General features: G+C 38.3%; 23 protein-coding genes and 1 riboswitch. Of the genes, 9 read left to right on the plus strand and 14 right to left on the minus strand.

The window, feature by feature from the left end:
• Positions 1-17: 17 nt before the first annotated feature.
• The 4 genes from DV415_RS03530 (at position 18) to DV415_RS03545 (ending at position 3,212) form a co-directional block, all read left to right on the plus strand.
• Complete coding sequence (locus DV415_RS03530; protein WP_118782111.1) at positions 18-599, plus strand: anthranilate synthase component II; 582 nt, start codon at positions 18-20, stop codon at positions 597-599.
• Positions 600-683: 84 nt separating this feature from the next.
• Positions 684-1,838 (plus strand): methionine adenosyltransferase, encoded by a 1,155-nt coding sequence (gene metK / locus DV415_RS03535; RefSeq protein ID WP_005627231.1) that lies wholly within the window; start codon positions 684-686, stop codon positions 1,836-1,838.
• 295 nt (positions 1,839-2,133) lie between these two features.
• The gene (locus DV415_RS03540; protein WP_118782110.1) at positions 2,134-2,649 is read left to right on the plus strand and encodes a SprT family zinc-dependent metalloprotease; all 516 of its coding nucleotides are present in this window, start codon (positions 2,134-2,136) and stop codon (positions 2,647-2,649) included.
• 50 nt (positions 2,650-2,699) lie between these two features.
• Positions 2,700-3,212, plus strand: coding sequence for an opacity family porin (locus tag DV415_RS03545; protein ID WP_118782109.1), 513 nt, complete (start codon positions 2,700-2,702; stop codon positions 3,210-3,212).
• Between the two features lie 97 nt (positions 3,213-3,309).
• Here DV415_RS03545 and DV415_RS03550 read toward each other — a convergent pair whose 3' ends face one another.
• The 7 genes from DV415_RS03550 to lpcA all read right to left on the minus strand — a co-directional run bounded on the left by DV415_RS03550 (position 3,310) and on the right by lpcA (position 10,452).
• A complete protein-coding gene (locus tag DV415_RS03550) occupies positions 3,310-6,174 on the minus strand; it encodes an ESPR-type extended signal peptide-containing protein (protein WP_118794418.1) in 2,865 nt (954 codons plus the stop codon).
• A gap of 421 nt (positions 6,175-6,595) precedes the next feature.
• The gene (locus DV415_RS03555; protein WP_105898688.1) at positions 6,596-6,787 is read right to left on the minus strand and encodes a hypothetical protein; all 192 of its coding nucleotides are present in this window, start codon (positions 6,785-6,787) and stop codon (positions 6,596-6,598) included.
• 133 nt (positions 6,788-6,920) lie between these two features.
• On the minus strand, positions 6,921-7,604 hold the full coding sequence (gene artM / locus DV415_RS03560) for an arginine ABC transporter permease ArtM (RefSeq protein WP_118782107.1): 684 nt from the start codon (positions 7,602-7,604) through the stop codon (positions 6,921-6,923).
• A complete protein-coding gene (artQ, locus tag DV415_RS03565) occupies positions 7,604-8,269 on the minus strand; it encodes an arginine ABC transporter permease ArtQ (RefSeq protein ID WP_005646437.1) in 666 nt (221 codons plus the stop codon). Before artQ ends, artM begins: the two co-directional genes overlap by 1 nt.
• A 3-nt stretch (positions 8,270-8,272) precedes the next feature.
• Positions 8,273-8,992 (minus strand): lysine/arginine/ornithine ABC transporter substrate-binding protein, encoded by a 720-nt coding sequence (locus DV415_RS03570; protein ID WP_118782106.1) that lies wholly within the window; start codon positions 8,990-8,992, stop codon positions 8,273-8,275.
• Between the two features lie 17 nt (positions 8,993-9,009).
• Positions 9,010-9,741, minus strand: a complete 732-nt coding sequence (gene artP, locus DV415_RS03575; RefSeq protein ID WP_118782105.1) for an arginine ABC transporter ATP-binding protein ArtP — start codon at positions 9,739-9,741, stop codon at positions 9,010-9,012.
• A gap of 126 nt (positions 9,742-9,867) precedes the next feature.
• Positions 9,868-10,452 carry a D-sedoheptulose 7-phosphate isomerase gene (lpcA, locus tag DV415_RS03580; protein WP_118782104.1) on the minus strand — a complete coding sequence of 195 codons (585 nt, stop codon included), beginning with the start codon at positions 10,450-10,452 and terminating at the stop codon, positions 9,868-9,870.
• Positions 10,453-10,659: 207 nt separating this feature from the next.
• On the opposite strand from lpcA, the gene DV415_RS03585 reads away from it, so the two are divergent.
• Positions 10,660-11,466 (plus strand): DNA ligase, encoded by an 807-nt coding sequence (locus DV415_RS03585; RefSeq protein ID WP_118782217.1) that lies wholly within the window; start codon positions 10,660-10,662, stop codon positions 11,464-11,466.
• A 28-nt stretch (positions 11,467-11,494) separates the two neighbouring features.
• Here the strand turns inward: DV415_RS03585 and DV415_RS03590 are convergent, their stop codons facing one another.
• From DV415_RS03590 to uvrD, 5 genes are all read right to left on the minus strand, one after another.
• Positions 11,495-12,478, minus strand: a complete 984-nt coding sequence (locus DV415_RS03590; RefSeq protein ID WP_118782103.1) for a peptide ABC transporter ATP-binding protein — start codon at positions 12,476-12,478, stop codon at positions 11,495-11,497.
• A 2-nt stretch (positions 12,479-12,480) separates the two neighbouring features.
• On the minus strand, positions 12,481-13,473 hold the full coding sequence (dppD, locus tag DV415_RS03595; RefSeq protein WP_118782102.1) for a dipeptide ABC transporter ATP-binding protein: 993 nt from the start codon (positions 13,471-13,473) through the stop codon (positions 12,481-12,483).
• Between the two features lie 9 nt (positions 13,474-13,482).
• A complete protein-coding gene (locus DV415_RS03600) occupies positions 13,483-14,370 on the minus strand; it encodes an ABC transporter permease subunit (protein ID WP_118782101.1) in 888 nt (295 codons plus the stop codon).
• A gap of 14 nt (positions 14,371-14,384) precedes the next feature.
• Complete coding sequence (locus DV415_RS03605) at positions 14,385-15,386, minus strand: ABC transporter permease subunit (protein WP_192877494.1); 1,002 nt, start codon at positions 15,384-15,386, stop codon at positions 14,385-14,387.
• 88 nt (positions 15,387-15,474) lie between these two features.
• Positions 15,475-17,655: a DNA helicase II gene (gene uvrD / locus DV415_RS03610; protein WP_192879084.1), complete on the minus strand. Its 2,181-nt coding sequence runs from the start codon at positions 17,653-17,655 to the stop codon at positions 15,475-15,477.
• A gap of 120 nt (positions 17,656-17,775) precedes the next feature.
• Positions 17,776-17,865: riboswitch (TPP riboswitch) on the plus strand.
• Positions 17,866-17,912: 47 nt separating this feature from the next.
• Between uvrD and DV415_RS03615 the strand changes: the two genes are divergently transcribed.
• Positions 17,913-18,974 carry an ABC transporter substrate-binding protein gene (locus DV415_RS03615; RefSeq protein ID WP_118790268.1) on the plus strand — a complete coding sequence of 354 codons (1,062 nt, stop codon included), beginning with the start codon at positions 17,913-17,915 and terminating at the stop codon, positions 18,972-18,974.
• 121 nt (positions 18,975-19,095) lie between these two features.
• Complete coding sequence (htpG, locus tag DV415_RS03620; RefSeq protein WP_192879085.1) at positions 19,096-20,976, plus strand: molecular chaperone HtpG; 1,881 nt, start codon at positions 19,096-19,098, stop codon at positions 20,974-20,976.
• 31 nt (positions 20,977-21,007) lie between these two features.
• Here the strand turns inward: htpG and DV415_RS03625 are convergent, their stop codons facing one another.
• The gene (locus DV415_RS03625; RefSeq protein WP_118790270.1) at positions 21,008-21,364 is read right to left on the minus strand and encodes a hypothetical protein; all 357 of its coding nucleotides are present in this window, start codon (positions 21,362-21,364) and stop codon (positions 21,008-21,010) included.
• 8 nt (positions 21,365-21,372) lie between these two features.
• Positions 21,373-21,540: a hypothetical protein gene (locus tag DV415_RS10185; RefSeq protein ID WP_005643664.1), complete on the minus strand. Its 168-nt coding sequence runs from the start codon at positions 21,538-21,540 to the stop codon at positions 21,373-21,375.
• Positions 21,541-21,674: 134 nt separating this feature from the next.
• Between DV415_RS10185 and DV415_RS03630 the strand changes: the two genes are divergently transcribed.
• A complete protein-coding gene (locus DV415_RS03630) occupies positions 21,675-22,019 on the plus strand; it encodes an ArsC family reductase (protein WP_118790271.1) in 345 nt (114 codons plus the stop codon).
• 27 nt (positions 22,020-22,046) lie between these two features.
• The gene (gene dapE / locus DV415_RS03635; protein WP_118790272.1) at positions 22,047-23,180 is read left to right on the plus strand and encodes a succinyl-diaminopimelate desuccinylase; all 1,134 of its coding nucleotides are present in this window, start codon (positions 22,047-22,049) and stop codon (positions 23,178-23,180) included.
• The last annotated feature ends 1 nt before the right edge of the window (position 23,181 follow it).

Here is a 23,181-nt window from a genome sequence, read left to right on the forward strand (position 1 = left end):
ACGAATGCCGAGCGGTTATGAAATTACTCATCATTAATAATCACGATTCTTTTACTTTTAATTTGGTGGATTTAATTCGAAAATTAAATGTGCCTTATGATGTTTTAAACGTGGAAGATTTGAAAGAAAATACAGCGGAGAACTATAGTCATATATTGATTTCACCGGGGCCTGATGTGCCACGCGCTTATCCACAACTTTTTTCCATGTTGGAAAAATATTATCAGCAAAAATCTATTTTAGGTGTGTGTTTAGGGCATCAAACCTTATGCGAATTTTTTGGTGGTACATTGTATAACTTACAGAAAGTCCGTCATGGGCAGAAACGAACATTAAAAGTGCGGTCAAATTCTCCATTATTTTTTAGCCTTCCAAGCGAATTTAATATCGGGCTATATCATTCTTGGGGCGTACAGGAAGAAGATTTTCCTGATTGCCTAGAAATTACCGCACTTTGTGATGAGGGCGTGGTAATGGCGATTCAGCATAAATCGTTACCAATTTATAGTGTTCAGTTTCATCCAGAATCTTATATGTCTGATTTTGGTGAACAAATTCTGCGTAATTGGTTGGCTATTCCTGCTACGATTAACCCATAATACCGCTTGCTTATTAAGCAAAAATACGTATTATAGCCGTCTATACGTCAATACATCCAAATTTAAAAGAAAAAGAGAGAAAATATGTCTAGCTATTTATTTACATCTGAATCTGTCTCTGAAGGGCATCCAGATAAAATTGCCGATCAAATTTCTGATGCGGTACTTGATGAAATCCTAAAACAAGATCCAAAAGCTCGAGTAGCTTGTGAGACCTATGTAAAAACTGGTATGGCATTGGTTGGTGGTGAAATTACAACATCAGCATGGGTCGATATTGAGAATTTAACGCGTAAAGTGATTTGTGATATTGGTTATGAACATTCTGAAATGGGTTTTGATGGCCATTCTTGTGCGGTGCTTAATGCGATTGGTAAACAATCTGCAGATATTAATCAAGGCGTTGATCGTGAAAATCCATTAGATCAGGGCGCAGGAGACCAAGGTATTATGTTTGGTTATGCCACCAATGAAACAGATGTATTAATGCCAGCAGCTATTACTTATGCACATCGTTTAATGGAAAAACAAGCTGAAGTGCGTAAAAGCGGTAAATTAGCATGGTTGCGCCCTGATGCGAAAAGCCAAGTCACGTTAAAATATGAAGATAATAAAATTGTTGGTGTGGATGCGGTTGTACTTTCTACTCAACATTCTGAAGAAGTTAGCCAAAAAGATTTACATGAAGGTGTGATGGAAGAAATTATCAAACCTGTATTACCAAGTGAATGGCTTTCTAAAGAAACAAAATTCTTCATTAATCCGACTGGCCGTTTTGTTATTGGTGGACCGATGGGGGATTGTGGTTTAACTGGTCGTAAAATTATCGTAGATACTTACGGTGGTGCCGCTCGTCACGGTGGTGGCGCATTCTCAGGAAAAGATCCATCTAAAGTAGATCGTTCCGCTGCTTATGCTGCACGTTATGTCGCAAAAAACATTGTGGCAGCTGGTTTGGCAGATCGTTGTGAAATCCAACTTTCTTATGCGATTGGTGTGGCTGATCCTACTTCTATCATGGTTGAAACCTTTGGAACTGGAAAAGTTGCGAATGAATTATTAGTGTCATTAGTGCGTGAATTTTTTGATTTACGTCCTTATGGCTTAATTAAAATGTTAGATTTAATCCAACCAATCTATCGTGAAACGGCAGCTTATGGTCATTTCGGTCGTGAACAATTCCCTTGGGAAAAAGTGGATCGCGCAGCAGAATTGCGTGTTGCAGCAGGATTAAAATAATAGGCTTGAATTTTTAGTTTGAAAGGCTTATATTTAGAAGGCAACAAGGTTTCTTGTTGCCTTAGTTGGTTTAGGTTGCTACCAAGCTGGGGAGCTAAAGGACAGCAACAAGAACCCGATAATAATCATTAAGATGATTTTTATCATAAGGCTATCTCCTTTCAGAGTTGTTAAACAAAGCTGATCGAGATTGAGTTACTGCCTGACCCGCCAGTCAGGCAATAACGTACCTGACCAACCACTGGTTATTCTATCATATGAAAGCTGCTTATTTAGCAGTTTTTTCTTTTCAATCATGACATCAATATCACTCATTCCATTTCGTCATTTAAAAATGCAAGTGCAACGTAAATTGAATCAGTCTTTTCAGCTTGCAGAGGCTTATTTTAAGCGAAAATTTACAATGCCTGAGGTAAATTATGAGTTGCGTGGCATAAAGGCAGGCGTGGCTTACCTACAAAAAAATGAAATAAAATTTAATCGCACTTTGTTATTAGAAAATGCAGATGAATTTATTCGACAAGTTGTACCGCATGAGCTTGCGCATTTGATTGTGTATCAAATGTTTGGCCGTGTAAAACCTCATGGGAAAGAGTGGCAGCTTGTAATGAATAAAATTTTTAAGCTTCCTGCGGATACTTGTCATCAATTTGATATAAAAAATGTGCAAGGTAAAACCTTTGAATATTGTTGTGCATGCCAAACACATTTTCTAAGTACTCGTCGTCATAATAGAATAGTGAGAGAAAAGATTGAATATTTATGTAGAAAATGTAAGGGAAAATTAGTTTTTGTCGATGAAATAGAATAATTTTTGTGATATATTCTTCCAGTTTATTCAATAAATAAAGGAGTGATCCAATGAAAAAATCTTTATTAGCAGTTATTGTTGGTGCATTTGCCTTTACTTCTGTTGCAAATGCGAATATCTATGCTGAAGGCGATATCGGTTTATCTCAAACTCAAGCAAACGGCAGTAATAATACTCGAATTGAACCTCGTGTAGCGGTTGGTTATAAATTAGGAAATACGCGTGTTGCGGGTGATTATACTCATCATGGAAAAGTTGATGGTGCTAAAATTCACGGTTTAGGTGCATCAGTATTATATGATTTTGACACGAATTCTAAAGTGCAGCCTTATGTAGGTGCTCGTGTTGCAGCTAACCAGTTTAAATATGATAACAGAGCTAACCAACCATATAGAAGTTCTTCAGAAATTAAGCTCGGATATGGTGTTGTAGCAGGTGCGAAATATAAATTAGATGGCAACTGGTACGCTAATGGTGGGATTGAGTACAATCGTTTAGGTAATTTTGATAGTACCAAAGTTAATAACTATGGTGCGAAAGTTGGTGTGGGTTACGGATTCTAATTTTTAGAATACAAAAATCTTTTTTATAAAACACTTTAATTTAACGGTGATCGTTTAAAACAATCACCGTTATTTATTTTGGGATTATTTCAATACGCTAAAACCCAAAACTTACCCCAGTTGCAGCACCCACACCGTTATTGGTATCAGCAGAGCCTGAAAGGCTAATTACCATATTCGGTTTAGGTGTATAACGAACCCCAACTGCAACAGCAGATTGTCCTCGATAAGTCCCTGCTGCCGCCCCAACGGTAAAACGTTTTCCTTGTACTGGGTAAATTTGCCCCATTGCCATTGCTGCGGCAATACCCGCACGGCTTTCACGAGTGGTTTTTCGGATTTGTCGATTGATTTCGCCAGTCGCTTGATTCAATCCTTTGATTGCTGCACGAGTGAGATCAGTTTCATTGGCAGAAAGTCCATTTGTTCCATTGTTACCATTTATACCGTGATTAGCGTTTGCTCCATTTTGTCCGTTAGCACCGCTTTGACCTGCCGAACCATTGTGACCTGTTGTTCCATTTGTACCTTGATTACCAGCAGAACCAGCATTACCTGTCGAGCCTGCGCCACCAGCTTGTCTATTTTGTCCGTTGGCACCGCTTTGACCTGCTGTGTTGTGATTACCGTCTGTTCCATTATTCGGGGTTTGTGGTTTTTCTTTGACTGCATTGTCTGTTTCAGGTGCTTTTTCTGCCTGAATTAAATGGGCTTTACCATCATCGCCTGTTTTAGCATAAAGTTCTAAAGATTTACTCGGATCATCTTTATTGACTAAGGTTAAACGGTCAAATACTGGATTAGTTTTCATTGCAATGCGAATACCGTCATTGTCGTTATAAGTAATCAAGTTGCGACTGCTATACAAATCTGCTTTATAGCCAACACCACTCTCGCCTAAAATAGAGAGCGTTTCGCCCACGTGTTTGTAGAAGTTGTGGGTTTTATCCGTATCAGCAAAACCTTGATTGTCGGAATTAACTGCAAAACGCAAGCCTGCAGATTTCAACTGTGCCAAGTTTACGGCATCAGTGTCTTCCGTCCCTGCAGCTACGCCAGTAATTTGGCGGGTTATGCCTGTTATTTCATTACCCACTGAAACCGAACCCGCAGTGCCTTTCCAAGTTGAAACTAATTTATTTTGCTCTTGTTGTTTTTTATTTAGGTCTGATTCGGCTTTATCTGCTTTCTTTTCCGTTTCAGTTAATTTAGCTTCAATTAGTGGTTTTGCTTTATCATAATCCTTTTCTTGAATAGTTGTTTTGGTTTGAAGAGCGGTCAATTTTTCCTGCATTTTTTCTAATTCATTTTTAGCTGTTTCATAAGATTTAGTTGCTTTGTCAATCTCAGCTTGATTTGGATTAGTTGCAGCTTTCAATTTTTCCATATTGGCTTTTAATCCATTAACTTCCTCTTCTTTTTTCGGCAAATCGTAAAGAATATTACGTAATTCTGCCAAGTCGGCATAATTTTGACGCTCTTTTTCATAAGCCTCTTTTAGAGGAGCAATTTCAGCTTGCAATTCCTGATATTTTTTACCCGCTTCGCCTAACAAGGTCATTTGTTTCTTATTGCCATTTATTTCAAGTTTTGTTGCTTGCTCACTAATGTCATAGCCGATAGTAGCAAGATCACGATTATTAAATGAATCTGAACCTAAAGCTACCCCGCCATTTACGCCCTCGTTAATACGAGTATTCGCTCCTAAAGCTAAGGAATTTTCTGCACGAGCGGCGGAAAAATGTCCAAATGCAGAAGAATAATCTTTATAAGCAATAGCGTGAGAGCCGAGTGCAGATGAATAGAGTCCTCGTGATTCTGCCCCAATACCAACTGATAAAGAATCAGATCCTGATGCCTCTGCCGTGCCGCCTATGGCAATAGTTTGAAAGCCATAGCCTTTTGCGTTCAACCCGATAGCAATTGAGCCTTTGTATCGTTTTTCAGGTTCAGGATTAGCAATGCTATAATCATTACTTTTAGTACGGTGACTACCTGTTTCTCCAACCTTACCATCTGCCACGAGAGTATCACGCTCTTTATCTATATAAAGAATACTGCCTGCTGCTGGAGAACGTTTTTTACCAACGTATGCACCGTTACCCATTGCGATGGAATAATTAGATGCATCTTCAATTTCACTATTTCTCCCAATAGCAATGGTATCTTCTCCACGAGATAAAGCATAATCTCCAATGGAGATACCAGCATAATTGTAGGATTTTGCACTGTTTCCTAGTGCTATTGTTCTATCGCCTATCGCTCTAGCACCAGTGCCTAGTGCAGTAGAATATTTTCCTAACGCATTAGTACCAGCCCCAATAGATACCGCTTGAACAGCTTGTTCTCCAGTCGTATTCAATATACCAATAGAAATTGAGCTATCAGCTTGAGCTTTTGTCTCGTATCCTCCTAAAGCAATACTTCCAGATTTCGTAACAAGAGAACCGTAACCAATTGCAACGCTAAAGCCTCCAGCAAATCTAACAGTGGCACTATTTCCTATAGCCACAGAATTGTTCGCAGCATTCGTTTTATAGCCAATTGCAACACCTCCTTTACTATTTACTCTAGACTCTACACCAATAGCCACATCTTCAAGATTATTAATGTATGCATCTTTTTTATCTTTTACTTTATCGTAAGGCATTGTGCCAACATATTTTTTTAATACAGCTAGTTTTTTCTCTTGTTCCTCTATTTTTTTCTCTTGTTCCTCTATTTTTGTTTGTTGGGCTTGATATTTCTTTTCTAAATCTGTTAATTTCTGAGTATTATCCGCAGCAGGTGCTGACGTAGACGTAGGTTCATCTGCCAACACCGCACCACTCACTAATGCCATACAAAGTGCGGTTAATTTTACCGATGTTTTTGCAGATTTTACTTTTCCTTTAGCAAGTTCAGAGACCACTTGAAAAACGCCTGATGCCCGATTAAAAATAATTCTATAAATATGATTCATACTAACCTCGATTTGATTTTTCGTTTATGTTTACAATAAAAAAGACAAAGAAAACCCCAGCCGTGTTTTAACGTTGAAAAACACAGTGAGACTAAAGAATGATGTTTTCTTTAAAATGAACTGGATTTGTGTGAGGAAGTGCAGAAAAAATAAATCCACACAACACAGAAGAGATGTATCGCCTCAGCTTAAAAGGTGTTGTGCCTCTGGCGGAAAGTGCTAGTATTGTTTGTTTGTTTGTTTGTTTGTTTGTTTGTTTGTTTGTTTGTTTGTTTGTTTGTTTGTTTGTTTGTCATTACGTTTATCTTTTTTTGATTTTGAGATATATAAAATTAACGTGCTTTTAACAAATTACTATATACAACCTGTAGTAATTAATATTAAATGATCAGAGATTCGATTTCTCGCTAAGGTAGTCTTTTTATTGGGCGAATAATTGTTTAACAAATAATAGTTCTTGTCGTTCAAATTCTTCATTGGTAATCGGTGCGCTAGCTCTTTCAAGCATAGTAGAAAATGCGCTATCGCCCATATCCGCTCCTTCAATTTGATTACTGATATGGGCTTCTTTTAGGGCTTTAATACGTTGTTCAATAATTTGCTCAAAATTCATTATTTTCCTCGCTAATACTATACTTTGGCAAAGTATAGCACAAGGCAAGGATGTGACGAAGTAGCTTTTACTTTTCAAATAGAAAATCCCAATCTAGGTTGGGATTTAAAATCACTAAAAATTTTACCGCACTTTATGCTTTGCTTACTTCAAAACGTTCAAATGCCAATACTTTTTTCTCTAATTTACGTAGTAATAATGTTGTAATGCCTGTGATAATTAAATAAATACCACCTGCGATGCCATAAATTGTTAGTGCATCATATTCTGTACCATAGAGTTGGCGTGCGTAACCCATAATATCCATAATGGTAATGGTGGAAGCTAACGCCGTGCCTTTAAATACCAAAATAATTTCGTTACTGTAAGACGGCAATGCGCGTTTTAAGGCATAAGGAATTAAAATTTTTAAAGTTTGTATGCGGTTTAGTCCTAATGCGGCACAACTTTCCCATTGTCCTTTTGGAATAGCTTTCACTGCACCGTGAAATAATTGGGTGGAATAGGCTGCGCTGTTTAGTGCTAAAGCTAATGCGGCACAGAACCACGCATTGGATAAGACATACCATAATGGGCTGTCAATAATCCATTGGAATTGACCGGGCCCTGCATAAATTAAAAAGAACTGTACTAACAGTGGCGTGCCTGTGAATAAAGTAAGGTATAAATTGACCGCACTTTTTATCCATTTATTTTCCATTGAAAGTAAAAAAGTAAGAAATAAGGCTAAAAAGAAAGCAATCAGTAAGGATACGACTGTGAGTAGTAAACTCGTTGGGATCCCTTGTGCGATCACAGTTAAATATTCTTGAAACATTATTTCACGCCCCTTTCAAAACGAGTAAAACGCAGCTCTAATTTTCGAATACCAACTTGGCTAATTAATGTCACCGCTAAATAAATTAACGCAGCAATACCGTACCAAGTGAAGGGTTGATGTGTATTGGTATTAATCAGATCTGCTTGGCGCATCAAATCGTCCACGCCGATTAATGAAACCAATGCTGTATCTTTTAGTAATACAAGCCATTGATTGCTTAAACCCGGTAAAGCGTGACGCCATACTTGTGGCATGACAATATGAATGAACGTATAGCTTTTGCTTAAGCCTAACGCTGCACCTGATTCCCATTGTCCTTTTGGTATGGCTTGAATTGCGCCGCGTAATGTTTGTGAAGCATAAGCTGCAAAAATGAGAGAAAGCGCAAACACACCACAGCCAAATGCCCCAAATTCAATGTATTCTCCTGTCAGCATTTCGACTAATTCGGTGGAACCAAAATAGACAAGTAATACAACGAGAATTTCAGGTAAGCCACGTAATAAGGCAATGAGTATTGCTGTTGGTTTTCCAACAAAACGATTTGCTTCAAGCACGGCAAAAATTAGGCTTAAAAATAAGCCTAAGATTAATGAACAGACCGCAAGCCCTAAAGTCATTAGGGCTGCGGTAAGCATTAAAGAAAGAAAATCATAACTCATAGATTATTTTGTCATCCATTTATCATAGATTTTTTGGTATTCACCATTTGCTTTAATTGCAGCTAAACCTTTGTTTAATTGTGCAGCCAAATCTTTGTTTGATTTGTGCATTGCAATACCTAAACCATTACCAAAATATTTTTTATTTGCTACTTTCTCGCCAACAAATTGCATTTCTGGTTCTTTGCTAATCATGTCAGCAAGCACGGCGGTATCGCCAAAAATCATATCAATTCTACCGCTCTTTAAGTCTAAAATTGCGCTTTGTAAGCTCGCATAAGCCTTAGTTGTATATTGTTTAGTTTCAGCTACTGTGTATTGTTGGAATGTGGTTCCATTTTGAACGCCAACGTTTTTTGCACTTTCTAATGTCGCTTTGCCTTTAAGAGCAACATAGCTTGCTGTGCTGTCGTAATACGCATCAGAGAATAAAACCTGTTTTGCTCTCGCATCTGTAATATCAATAGCGGAAATGGATGCGTCAAAGCGTTTTGCTTTTAAATTTGGAATTAATGCATCAAAAGCTTCGCCTTTGAATTTACAGGTTGCTTGGATTTCTTTACAAATTGCATTCGCTACATCGACATCAAAACCAATAATCTCGCCTTTTTCATTTGTGGTTTCAAATGGTGGATAGCTAGGTTCCATTGCAAAAGTGAGTTCTTGTGCGCTTGCTGCTACGGATGCGCCTAATAAAATTGCAGTTAATAATGTTTTTTTCATCGTAAGCTCCTTATTTTCTAGTGAGAAAGATAGTGTTTAAATTGTTCCGTTTTTGGATTTTCAAAGCAATCAGCCGATCCCATTTCGACGATTTTACCTTGTTCCATATAGACGACTTTTGTTGCCACTTTTTGCGCCACATTGACTTCGTGGGTCACAATCACTTGCGTAATGCCAGTTTCTTGTAATTCTTTAATTATATCTACAACTTGCGCTGTAATTTCGGGATCCAATGCTGCCGTTGGTTCATCAAATAACAGAACTTGTGGTTTCATCATCAGGGCGCGGGCTATTGCTACACGTTGTTGTTGCCCGCCTGACAAATGTAATGGAAAGCGATCAGCAAGTTGTTCTAAACGTAAACGTTTTAACAACTCCATTGCATCTGCTTTGGCTTCATTTTCGCTTACGCCACGCACTTTCATTGGCGCTTCAATTAAGTTTTCAATAACAGTTAAGTGCGGCCAAAGGTGATATTGTTGAAATACCATTCCTACATCTTGGCGTAATTGTCGGATTGCTTTGGGATTTGCCATTGCATTGGATAAATTAAAATCATTATTTGCAATGCTTAATTCGCCAGATTTTGGCACTTCTAACAAATTTAATGTACGAATTAATGTGCTTTTTCCTGCGCCACTTGGGCCCAGTAACACAACGGTATCGCCTTCTTCTGCTTCAAGGTTAATATCAAATAACGCTTGTGATGAACCGTAAAAGAAATTGAGATTTTTAACACGAATAGCCATTTTTCTTCTCTATGCTTTACAAGATGAAAAAATATTACATTTTTATGCATAATTATGCAAGTGGCGTAAATAAAAAATCCCAAAAAAATTTGGGATTTTAAAAATTTGATTGAAATCAACCGCACTTTAGGCTTCTTTAGCCATCTCGAATTCAATTAACATCATTAAAATATGAATAACTTTGATATGGATTTCTTGAATACGATCTGCATAACGGAAATGTGGCACACGAATTTCAACATCCGCTAATCCAGCCATTTTGCCCCCATCTTTGCCTGTCATCGCAATGACTTTCATGCCTTTTGCTTTTGCGGCTTCAATGGCGTTTAAAATATTTTTTGAATTGCCAGAGGTCGATAAACCGAATAACACATCGCCTTTTTGACCCACCGCTTCAACATAGCGTGAAAAGACATATTCATAGCCAAAATCATTACTTACACAGCTTAAATGGCTTGCATCTGAAATCGCAATGGCGGGATAACCTGGGCGATTTTCACGATAACGACCCGTTAATTCTTCTGCAAAATGCATCGCATCACAGTGTGAACCGCCATTACCACAAGAAAGCACTTTTCCGCCTTGTTTAAAACTATTGGAAATTAATAATGCGGCTTCTTGAATTAATTTACTGTTATTTTCATCAGCAATAAATTTGTTTAACACATCTTGTGCTTCCACAAGTTCTGCTTTGATTTGATCTAAATACATTGATTGCTCCTTGTTGGGAATAAAATCGCGTTGGCATTGTATAGCAGATAAACATTCTCCGCTAGCCTAAATAAAAATTCATCTTTTTCCAATGAAGTAAAGATTTTTTGCGATTTAGATCGTAATAGTGAATTTGCGTGCTTTTAGATTATTCCAGATAAACTTATTCTGAGAAAAATGACCAGTACTAAAATTGACAAAAATATCATGAAATTTTACCGCACTTTGTTACTTTTCTTCGTGAGCTCTTTCGCTTTAGCTAACACAGATTTAATGCTTCTTCATACCTACGATAATCAATCAATAGAAGGTTGGGTGATGTCTGAAAAATTAGATGGTGTACGCGGTTATTGGGATGGAAAGCAATTATTAACTCGACAAGGGCAACGTTTATCACCGCCAGCCTATTTCACTAAGGATTTTCCGCCTTTTGCCATTGATGGTGAATTATTTAGTGAGCGAAATCATTTTGAGGAAATTTCATCAATCACAAAGTCTTTTAAAGGCGATGGTTGGGAAAAACTGAAATTGTATGTTTTTGATGTGCCTGATGCGGAAGGTACTTTATTTGATCGTTTGGCTAAATTGAAAGCGTATTTAGTTGAACATCCAACAACTTATATTGAAATTATTGAACAAATTCCAGTGAGAGATAAAGCGCATTTATATAAGTTTCTTAATCAAATCGAATCTTTGAAGGGGGAGGGCGTCGTAGTACGAGATCCTTATGCACCTTATGAACGAAAACGTAGCCATCGGATTTTAAAATTGAAGACAACTCAAGATGAAGAGTGTACGGTCATTGCACACCATAAAGGCAAAGGACAATTTGAAAATGTGATGGGGGCTTTAACTTGTAAAAATCATCGGGGAGAATTTAAAATCGGTTCAGGTTTTAATTTAAACGAACGAGAAAATCCCCCTCCGATAGGATCCGTGATTACTTATAAATATCGAGGTCTCACGAGTCGTGGAAAACCTCGATTTGCAACCTATTGGCGAGAGAAAAAATAAGCCTATTTATCAGTCTGACAAAATGAATTTAATCAATATGGAAACAAGCGATTAATTTTCCATCAGTATATTGTTCCAAGTGCGGTTGATTTTCACGACATTTTTCTGTTGCTTTCCAACAACGAGGATTAAATGCACAGCCTTTGGGCGGATTAATCGGGCTTGGTAATTCTCCTGTCAGTTTTATACGTTCACGGCGCAAGTTTGGTGACAAACGTGGTGTTGCTGAAAGTAACGCTTTGGTATAAGGATGTTGAGGATTAGAGAAAATTTGTTCTGTTGTTCCTTTTTCGACACAACGACCTAAATACATCACCATCACTTCATCAGCGATATGTTCTACCACAGAAAGATCGTGAGAAATGAACACGTAAGACAAGCCTAATTCATCTTGTAAATCCATCATTAAATTCAGTACTTGCGCACGCACGGAAACATCCAATGCAGAAACAGGTTCATCGGCAACGACAACATCAGGTTCTAACATTAATCCACGTGCAATAGCGATGCGTTGGCGTTGTCCACCTGAAAACATATGGGGATAACGATCATAAAATTCAGCACGCAATCCCACTTTTTCCATCATTGATAAAACTTTTTCTCGACGTTCTTTGGCGGAAAGTTTTGTGTTGATGATTAATGGTTCTTCCAAAATTGAACCAATCTTTTTGCGTGGATTTAATGACGCGTAAGGATTTTGGAAAACTATTTGAATTTTTTTACGACGTAGTGCTTTTGTTTCTGAATCATTTTCTAAAAAATTATGCCCTTTGTAATACAATTCGCCTTCGCTGGGTTCTTCAATCATTGTCAATAAACGACCTAGCGTTGATTTTCCACAACCAGATTCCCCCACGACAGCTAAAGTTTTACCACGTTCAAGCTGAAAAGAGACACCGTCTAAGGCTTTTACTTGCTGTGGTTTTGCAAATAAGCCTTTTTTTACAGGGTAATATTTTTTTAAGCCAATCGCATTTAATAATGGCGTATTTTCTTTTACTTCATTCGTCATTATTAAGCTCCTTGATATTCAACTGGATTGCCTTGCTCGTTCAGTGGAGTATGGCATTTTACTTTGCGAGAACCGATATGATGCAATTGAGGTTCGACTTGGCGACAGTATTCGGTTGCATAAGGACAGCGAGGATTTAATAAACAGCCTGTTGGGCGATCGTATTTTCCAGGTACCACACCTTGTAATGACGCTAAGCGAGATTTTCCTTCTGCAAATTCAGGCAATGAACGTAACAAGGCTTGAGTGTAAGGATGTTTGGGCTCGCGGAAAATATCTTTTGCAGTGCCTTCTTCAACGATTTGTCCTGCATACATCACGATAATTCGATCTGCAGCTTCAGCAACAAGCGCAAGATCGTGAGTAATCAAAATTAGGGACATGCATTCTTTTTTCTGCAATTCGAGTAAGAGTTCCATAATTTGTGCTTGAATAGTGACATCTAGCGCAGTGGTTGGCTCGTCTGCAATCAATAATTTAGGTCTGCAAGCAATTGCCATCGCAATCATCACGCGCTGGCTCATTCCACCAGACAGCTGATGGGGATAAACATCAATCCGAGATTCAGGATCTGGGATACCGACCAATCTTAAAAGCTCTAAAGTGCGGTCTTTTCTCGCCTTTTTTGTGCCACCTTCGTGAGTTTTTAACGCTTCCATAATTTGGAAACCCACAGTATAAGCTGGATTCAAGCTTGTCATCGGATCTTGGAAAATCATCGCAACATCAGCACCAATAAGCTGCCGTTTAGCTTTACTCTCTAAAGTGAGTAAATCAGTATTTTCAAATTGCAAGGATTCTGCCGATACACGTCCTGGATGATCAATTAATCCCATAATAGCGAGCGAACTCACCGATTTACCTGAGCCCGATTCACCCACAATGCCAAGTACTTCGCCTTGTGCGACTTGATAGCTGATGCGATCCACTGCTTTAAATGGCGTTTTTTTATCGCCAAAGTGAACAGAAAGTTCTTTTACGTCTAATAATGCCATTCTGTTTTCCTATTGTTTGAGTTTTGGATCAAGGGCATCACGCAAGCCATCGCCCATTAAGTTGAAAGCTAATACCAAAGATAAAATAACTAAACCGGGAATTGTAACCAACCAGTTTGCCGCTTGCATAAAACCACGAGCTTCTGAAAGCATTGTACCAAGTTCAGGTGTTGGTGGCTTTGCACCAATGCCTAAGAAACCAAGTGTCGCGAGTTCTAAGATAGCATTGGATATTCCCATTGTCATTTGTACAATCAAGGGCGCTAAACAGTTTGGTAAAATCACAATAAACATGAGGCGTAAAATACCTGCCCCTGCCACTTTAGATGAAGTTACATAATCACGATTTTTTTCATTCATTACTGCCGCTCTGGTTAAACGCACGTAACTAGGAATCGATACTACGGCGATCGCTAAAGTGGCATTGGCGAGTGATGGCTCTAAAATAGAGACGACTACAATCGTTAAGAGCAAGTTTGGAATCGCGAGCATAATATCAATTAGGCGAATGATAATTGTATCTAGCACGCCGCCATAATAACCAGAAATCAAGCCAAGACTGGTACCAAAGGCGCAGGATAGCAATACGATGACAAATCCCGCAAAGACGGAAATTCGCGTTCCGTAAATGATGCGAGAAAGGATATCTCGCCCAATATCGTCTGTACCGAGTAAATAGGCAGGATTGCCGCCTTCATACCAAGCAGGGGGAAGTAAAAGTGCGGTACGATTTTGTTCTGTTGGATCAAAAGGCGCAATATAAGGCGCAAAAATGCTGATTAAGGCAACAATCAAAATAAAAATTAAACCAATTAGCGCACCACGATTTTGTTTAAAGTAAAACCAAAATTCTTGCAAGGGCGTTTTCGGCGCGAAAGTTGAAGGCGTGTCAGACATAATTTCTCCTACAATTAATGACGGATACGCGGATTGACCACGCCGTAAAGTAAATCGACAGTTAAATTCACCACAATAATAATCGTCGCAATAATCAGTACAGAACCTTGCAACACAGGATAATCACGCGCTTGAATGGCATCAATAATCCATTTTCCAATTCCCGGCCAAGAAAAAATGGTTTCTGTCAGTACGGCGCCAGAGAGTAATTGACCAACGATTAATCCCACCACAGTGACAACAGGAATTAACGCATTACGCAATGCGTGAACAATAACAATTCGAGTATAGCTTAAACCTTTTGCTTTTGCCGTGCGAATGTAATCTTCGCCTAATACTTCCAGCATCGCAGATCGTGTCATACGCGTAATAATGGCGAGAGGAACGGTGCCTAAGACGATGGCAGGAAGAATTAATGATTTCACCGCATTTTCGAAGGCACCAGAAACACCTGAAAGCCAGCTATCAATAAGCATAAATCCTGTTGGTGTATCGATCCAAAATTCATTATCTAAACGCCCGCCTTGTGGCAAACCGAGTTGTGGCGAAACATATAAAATTAAAATTAAACCCCACCAGAAAATTGGCATAGAATAACCGGTGAGCGACGCAGCTGTAACGGTGTGAGAAATCCAACTGTCTTTTTTTACGGCAGCAATCGTGCCTAAAATAACGCCGCCTAATAACGACCAAAATAACGCAGAAAAAGCTAATTCAGCGGTAGCAGGAAAAAGCGTAAAAAATTCAGTAAGGACAGGTTGTTGAGTGCGGAACGATGCACCGAAATCCCCTTGAATTACATTGCCAATATAGTGGAAATATTGCTGATAAAGAGGTAAATCTAAACCCAATTGGTGCATCATTTGTTGATGTGCTTCTGGTGTTAAGCCACGTTCACCCATCATTATTTCAACTGGATCGCCAGGAATAAAATGCACAAGGGCAAACGTGATAAAAGTAATGGCAATAAAAGTTGGAATTACCATTAAGATACGTTTGAAGAAAAATTTAAACATTCAATCACTCAAATACAAAAAAAGCGCAGTTAAAATTCACCGCACTTTTCAAAGAAATTAATCGGTAGAAGTAAAACTCTCTTGGATTCTACCGCACTTTTTCCAGTTTTGCCAAATGTGCAATGAGCCATTTAATGCCTTGCGCTTGGAAGGCAATTTGGAGGCGAGTATTGTTATCTAAGCCTTCGACATTAATGACTGTGCCAAAACCGAATTTTTCATGTTTGACTTTTTGCCCCATTTTCCATTCATTTTCGACCGCACTGGTATTAGACAATGAACCGACTTTGGCTAGATTCATCGCGCGAGTAACTGTTCCTCGTAAACGAATTTCTTGGATACACTCTCTCGGTAATTCAGCGATAAAACGTGATGGTAAATGGCGTTCTTCTTTTGCATATAACCGACGGCTTTCCGCATAAGAGATGGTCAGCTTTTTCTTCGCGCGAGTAATACCTACGTAAGCTAAACGACGTTCTTCTTCTAAACGTCCCGGTTCTTCAAAAGAACGGAAACTTGGGAATAAACCTTCTTCTACGCCAACCATAAATATACGAGGAAATTCTAAGCCTTTCGCAGAGTGCAACGTCATCATTTCTACACAAGATTGATGTGGAGAGGCTTGTTCTTCACCAGCTTCTAAAGAAGCATGAGTTAAAAAGGCAGTGAGTTCCGTCATATCTTCTGCATCATCAGGTTTGATGAATTCACGGGTTGCGGTAACTAATTCTTCCAAGTTTTCAATACGCACTTCGCCTTTTTCACCTTTTTCTTGCTTATACATTTCATATAAACCCGAATGTTTAATTACAAAATCAGTTTGTGCGAAAAGCGGCATTTCTGCGGTATCAAGTTGTAGTGAATTAATTAATTCTTGGAAACGCAATAATGCTGTTGAGGCTCGCCCAGCCAACATATTTTCTTGTGTTGCAACTTGTACTGCTTGCCATAAGGTAATTTGGCGTTCGCGTGTTAAGTTACGCAATATATCTAAAGTGCGGTCGCCAATGCCACGGGTGGGCGTATTAATTACACGCTCAAAAGCGGCATCATCTTGACGATTATTAATCAAACGAAGATAGGCCAAAGCATCTTTAATTTCTTGGCGTTCGAAGAAACGCATACCACCATAAATACGATATGGAATTTGACAACGAATTAAGGCTTCTTCAATAACGCGTGATTGGCTATTACTACGATAAAGTACAGCGCAATCATCAAGTTTTCCGCCATGTTCTACCCAATCCTGAATTTGTGAGGCAACAAATTTTGCTTCGTCCAATTCATTAAAGGCAGCATAGATGCCCACAGGATCGCCTTTTTCATCCTCTGTCCATAAATTTTTACCAAGACGATCACTATTGTTTGAAATTAATTCATTTGCGCTGTTTAGGATATTGGCGGTAGAACGATAGTTTTGTTCAAGGCGGATTGTTTCGGCTTTGAAATCTTTCAAGAATTTTTGAATATTTTCGATTTGTGCGCCACGCCAACCGTATATAGATTGATCGTCATCGCCTACTATCATGACTTTGCCCGTTTCTCCAGCAAGAATTTTAATCCACTTATATTGAATTTTATTGGTATCTTGAAACTCATCCACCAAAATATGCTGAAAACGTTGTTGATAACGTTGCAAAATTAATGGTTTTTTCTCAAATAATTCATAGGCTCGAATTAATAATTCGGCAAAATCGACCAATCCTGCGCGATCACAAGTATCTTGATAGATCTTATAAATTTTAATCCATTCACGCTCTTGGCGATCATTAAAATCTTCAATGTCGTTTGGGCGCAAGCCTTCATCTTTTTTGTTATTGATGTACCAACAAGCCTGTTTGGGTGGAAAGGCTTTTTCATCAAAATTATGTAATTTTAATAAGCGTTTAATTAAACGAAGTTGATCTTCTGAATCTAAAATTTGGAAATCTTGTGGCAATCCCACATCTAAATGATGAGCTCGTAATAAACGATGGGCAATACTGTGGAAGGTGCCAATCCACATACCAAATAATTGATGTTGTGCATGTTTGGCAAGGGTAGCTTGAATACGATGACGCATTTCTGCTGCGGCTTTATTGGTAAATGTCACCGCCATAATGCTGCCTTCAGAAATATTTTCTACCGCAATTAACCAAGCGATACGGTGCGTCAATACGCGCGTTTTGCCAGAGCCTGCACCGGCTAGCACTAAGTGATTACCAAGAGGAGCAGCTACGGCTTCGCGTTGTTTATCGTTAAGTCCGTCAAGTAATTCAGAAATATCCATAATGAAATTTTTATCTGTTCAAATTTACAGGAATTATAAGTCTAATTTTTTTATATCACAATCAAGAAAATCATAAACTTATCCGACTTTACAAAAATAGTATTACAACTTATATTGATTTGCGGTTAGTCGGGGTGCGGACATCGCTGAGAAAATACCCGTGAACCTGAAACAGTTAGCACTGGCGTAGGAAACTAATCTCTCCTCCTTAAGGGCTGACTTACTTTTTTCTGTATTCATATAAGTAAGGATGCATCATGGCACTCTCTTTTTCTTTAAAAAATTCTTTTAAATTGACCGCACTTTTCAGCGTGCTTGGTTGTAGCTTATTAGGATTAAGTTTATCAACTCCTGCTCAAGCGGAAGGCAAATTAGTGCTGTATTGCAGCGTCCAAAACACGACTTGTGAAAAAGTCGCTCACGCTTTTAGCAAAAAATATAATGTGGACACTCAGTTTGTGCGTAATAGTACTGGGACTGTATTAGGAAAAATCAAATCCGAAAAAGAAAATCCACAAGCAGATGTGTGGTATGGCGGTACATTGGAACCGCACTTTCAGGCTCGAGATGCAGGTTTGTTAGAAACTTATCGTTCGCCTCTGCAAAAAGAAATTATGCCTCAATTCAAAAAGCTCACTGAACAACGTGGCGATACTACGTCGATTATTTATCTTATGGAGCTTGGCATTGGGATGAATGAAAAACTGCTAGCTGAAAAAAATATCGCGAAACCTCAATGTTATGCTGATTTATTAAAACCAGAATTTAAAGGGTTAATTCAATATCCAGATCCTCGAGTATCGGGCACTGGCTACACTATTCTTACAACTTTAATTGAAATTATGGGCGAAGATAAAGCCTTTGCTTATTTGAAAGAACTTGACAAAAACATTGCTCAATACACGAAAACTGGATTAGCAACGGCTAATATTTCTACGGGCGCAGCCGCTGTTGATATTGGTTTTATGCATACTTATGTGCGTGAAAAGGATAAAGGTGCACCGGTTATTGGTGCTTTACCTTGCGAAGGCACTGGCTATACGTTAGGGGCGGTCAGTATCATTAAAAATGGACGCAATTTAGATAATGCTAAACGCTTTGTCGATTTTGTTCTTTCTGCAGAAGCTCAAGAAATTCCTTGGCGTGAGGCGGATTCTTACCAACTGCCAACAAATATTCATGCCAAAGCGCATCCACATCTTTCTGATCCTGCGAAACTTAAATTGATTGATATTGATTTCATCAAATTTGGTTCGGATCAAGAGGCGAAACGATTAATAGAACGCTGGGTTGAAAATGTGAAGGAAAGAAAAGAGTAATTGATATTAGCCTGATAAAAGTGCGGTGAAAATTCACCGCACTTTGCTTTTCCCCTTGAAATCTTTCTTTTTATTCTTATATCTGTGACGTTCAATTTTTATCTTTATGAAGGAAAAAATTATGTCACAAAATCAAGAAACTCGCGGCTTTCAATCTGAAGTCAAACAACTACTCCAATTAATGATTCATTCTTTGTATTCCAACAAAGAAATTTTCTTACGTGAATTAATTTCTAATGCCTCTGATGCGGCAGATAAATTACGCTTTAAAGCGCTTTCTAACCCTGATTTATATGAAGGCGATGGCGACTTACGTGTGCGTGTTAGCTTTGATGCGGATAAAGGAACGATCACGATTACTGATAACGGCATTGGTATGACTCGCGAGCAAGTCATCGATCATTTGGGGACGATTGCAAAATCAGGAACAAAAGAATTTTTAACCGCACTTGGCCAAGACCAAGCAAAAAATAGCCAACTTATTGGGCAATTTGGTGTGGGTTTTTATTCAGCTTTTATTGTGGCAGATAAAGTGACTGTAAAAACCAGAGCAGCTGGCGAAGAGGCGGATAAAGCGGTACTTTGGGAATCTGCGGGTGAAGGCGAATATTCTGTGGCGGATATTGAGAAAAAATCCCGTGGCACTGATGTGATTTTGCATTTACGCGAAGATGAAAAAGAATTTTTAAACGAATGGCGTTTGCGTGAAATTATCGGTAAATATTCTGACCATATTGGCTTGCCAGTGGAAATGCTGACGAAAGAATACGATGATGAAGGCAAAGAGTGCGGTGAGAAATGGGAGAAAATTAATAAATCCGATGCACTTTGGACGCGTTCTAAAAATGATGTGTCTGATGATGAATATAAAGAGTTTTATAAACACTTAAGCCATGATTTTGCTGATCCTGTCACTTGGGCACATAACAAAGTGGAAGGTAATCAGGAATATACCAGCCTGCTTTATGTGCCAAGTAAAGCACCTTGGGATTTATTTAATCGCGAACATAAACATGGCTTAAAACTTTATGTTCAACGTGTATTTATTATGGATGATGCTGAGCAATTTATGCCGAATTATCTACGTTTTATGCGTGGTTTAATCGATAGTAATGATTTGCCATTAAATGTATCTCGTGAAATTTTGCAAGATAATAAAATTACTGCGGCATTACGCAAAGCATTAACTAAGCGTTCATTACAAATGCTAGAAAAATTAGCAAAAGATGATGCAGAAAAATATCTTCAATTTTGGAAAGAGTTTGGTTTAGTCTTGAAAGAAGGCCCAGCAGAAGATTTTGCTAACAAAGAAACTGTCGCGAAGTTATTGCGTTTTGCTTCGACACATAATGATAGCAGTGAGCAAACTGTCTCTTTAGAAGATTATCTTTCACGTATGAAAGAGGGGCAAAAAGCTATCTATTACATTACAGCAGATAGTTATGTTGCAGCGAAAAATAGCCCCCACTTGGAATTATTCAATAAAAAAGGCATTGAGGTTTTATTGCTTTCAGATCGCATTGATGAATGGATGTTAAGTTATTTAACTGAATTCAATGGTAAACAATTACAAAGTATCACGAAAGCAGATTTGGATTTAGGCGATTTAGCCGATAAAGAATCTGAAACACAAAAACAACAAGATGAAGCCTTTGGTAGTTTTATTGAGCGTGTGAAAAACTTGCTTGGTGAACGCGTGAAAACGGTGCGTTTAACTCACAATTTAACGGATACACCAGCGGTGGTTTCTACGGATAATGATCAAATGACGACCCAAATGGCGAAATTGTTTGCAGCCGCAGGGCAACCTGTACCAGAAGTAAAATACACTTTTGAACTTAATCCAGAACACCATTTAGTGAAAAAAGTGGCTGATATTGCCGATGAAACAGAATTTGCTAATTGGGTGGAATTGTTGCTTGAACAAGCTATGTTAGCAGAGCGAGGATCTTTGGAAAATCCAGCTGTGTTTATTAAACGCATAAATAAATTATTAGGCTAACTAAAAATAAATAAGCCCGATTAAATCGGGCTTATTTATTGGGATAGTATTTAGGATAATCCTCAATCCATTTTTTCATTGTTTTTTGTTGCTTGAGCGTATTCGCAAAATTAAATGTTTTTCGTTTATTATTAAATTTAGCACCTAAAATAATGACTTTTCTTTCGTCTTCGGCCACTTCATATAAAAAATAGATATTATTTATTGTAATGTATTTATAGCCTGTTTTTCCCCAGAACGGTCTAAGTTGCGGGATATTTGTTAAAATCATTTTTAGTTTATCAAGATCATCTTGAGTTAGATAAGTCACGATAAATTGTTTTAGAAGATTTTTTTCAAGATAATCCCCAGATGTTTCAGCAATATAAACATCGTATGTCGGCAGCATAATCAACCCTATTTTTTAAAATCGAATGGCTCAATTTTATGATTTAAAATAGCTTGCCAAGCTTCCGAACTTGCTTTTGCAGCTAATTGTCGTTCTTCCAAACTAAAAGCGTATTCTTCCTTGTCTTTTTTTTGCGTTTTGAGTAAATCAGAAATTTGTTCAAAAGTGAGTTCCATTTGAGACTCCTTACTGTGAATATTGACAATATTATGCCTGACTAAGTGACTTTTTTCATCTGTTTTTTCATCGAATTATTGCTCGTTTTTCAGGTATAATGCATTAATTAAATGGCGAGAAAAGAGAGAAAAATATGATTACAGTTTACGGCATTAAAAATTGCGATACGGTGAAGAAAGCGTTGAAATGGCTGGCGGATCACAATATTGAACACAAACTTCACGACTACCGTGTTGATGGTTTAGATTTGAATTTTTTAACTCAGGCAGAAACTCAATTTGGCTGGGATGTATTGGTGAATAAACGTAGTACAACTTGGCGTAATTTGGATGAACAAATTAGAAATTCTCTTGATAAAGAGACCGCACTTTCCGTGTTGGCTGAGAATCCAACCTTAATTAAACGCCCAATTATTTTACAAGATGGGAAGGCTCTAATTGGTTTTAATGAGAAGGAATATCAGGCTGCTTTTGTCTAGAGTGCGGTTATTTTTTTAGGAGTTTTTATGAGAGAAAAAGTGGTTTTGTTGGCGCAAGATTTAATTCGTCGCCCATCTATTAGCCCGAATGACGAAGGCTGTCAGCAAATTATTGCCGAACGTTTAGAAAAGTTAGGTTTTCAAATTGAATGGATGCCTTTTAATGATACGCTGAATTTGTGGGCAAAACACGGAACGGGTGAGCCAGTTATTGCTTTTGCAGGTCATACGGATGTTGTACCTACTGGTGATGAAAATCAATGGTTGTATTCTCCGTTTTCTGCTGAGATTATTGATGGCATGCTTTATGGCCGTGGTGCGGCGGATATGAAAGGATCCCTTGCCGCAATGATTATGGCGGCAGAAGAATATGTAAAAGCAAATCCTAATCATAAAGGCACAATTGCATTATTGATTACCTCTGATGAAGAGGCCGCCGCAAAAGATGGTACCGTGCGTGTGGTTGAGACTTTAATGGCGCGTAATGAAAAAATTACTTATTGTATGGTTGGCGAGCCATCGAGTGCTAAAAACTTAGGCGATGTTGTCAAAAATGGTCGTAGAGGCTCAATTACAGGAAACCTTTATATTCAGGGGATTCAAGGACACGTGGCATATCCGCATTTAGCTGAAAATCCAATCCATAAAGCCGCCCCATTCTTGCAAGGATTGACGACCTATCAATGGGATGAAGGTAATGAGTTTTTCCCTCCAACAAGCCTACAAATTGCTAATATTCACGCAGGTACGGGAAGTAATAATGTGATTCCAGGCGAGTTATATATTCAGTTCAATTTGCGTTATTGCACAGAAGTAACGGATGAAATCATCAAGCAAAAAGTGGCTGAAATGCTAGAAAAACATAATTTGAAATATCGTATTGAATGGAATTTATCAGGTAAGCCTTTTTTAACGAAACCGGGTAAATTATTAGATTTGATAACCTCCGCTATTGAGGAAACCACAGGCATAACGCCAAAGCCTGAAACAGGTGGTGGCACGTCAGACGGTCGTTTTATTGCATTGATGGGTGCAGAAGTAGTGGAATTTGGTCCGCTTAACGCAACAATTCATAAGGTAAATGAATGTGTCAGTGTAGAAGATCTTGGCAAGTGCGGTGAGATTTATCACAAAATGTTAGTGAATTTATTGGATAGCTAAA

Origin of the sequence: Haemophilus haemolyticus (assembly GCF_003490595.1) — a bacterium.
Taxonomy (GTDB): Bacteria; Pseudomonadota; Gammaproteobacteria; order Enterobacterales; family Pasteurellaceae; genus Haemophilus; species Haemophilus haemolyticus_L.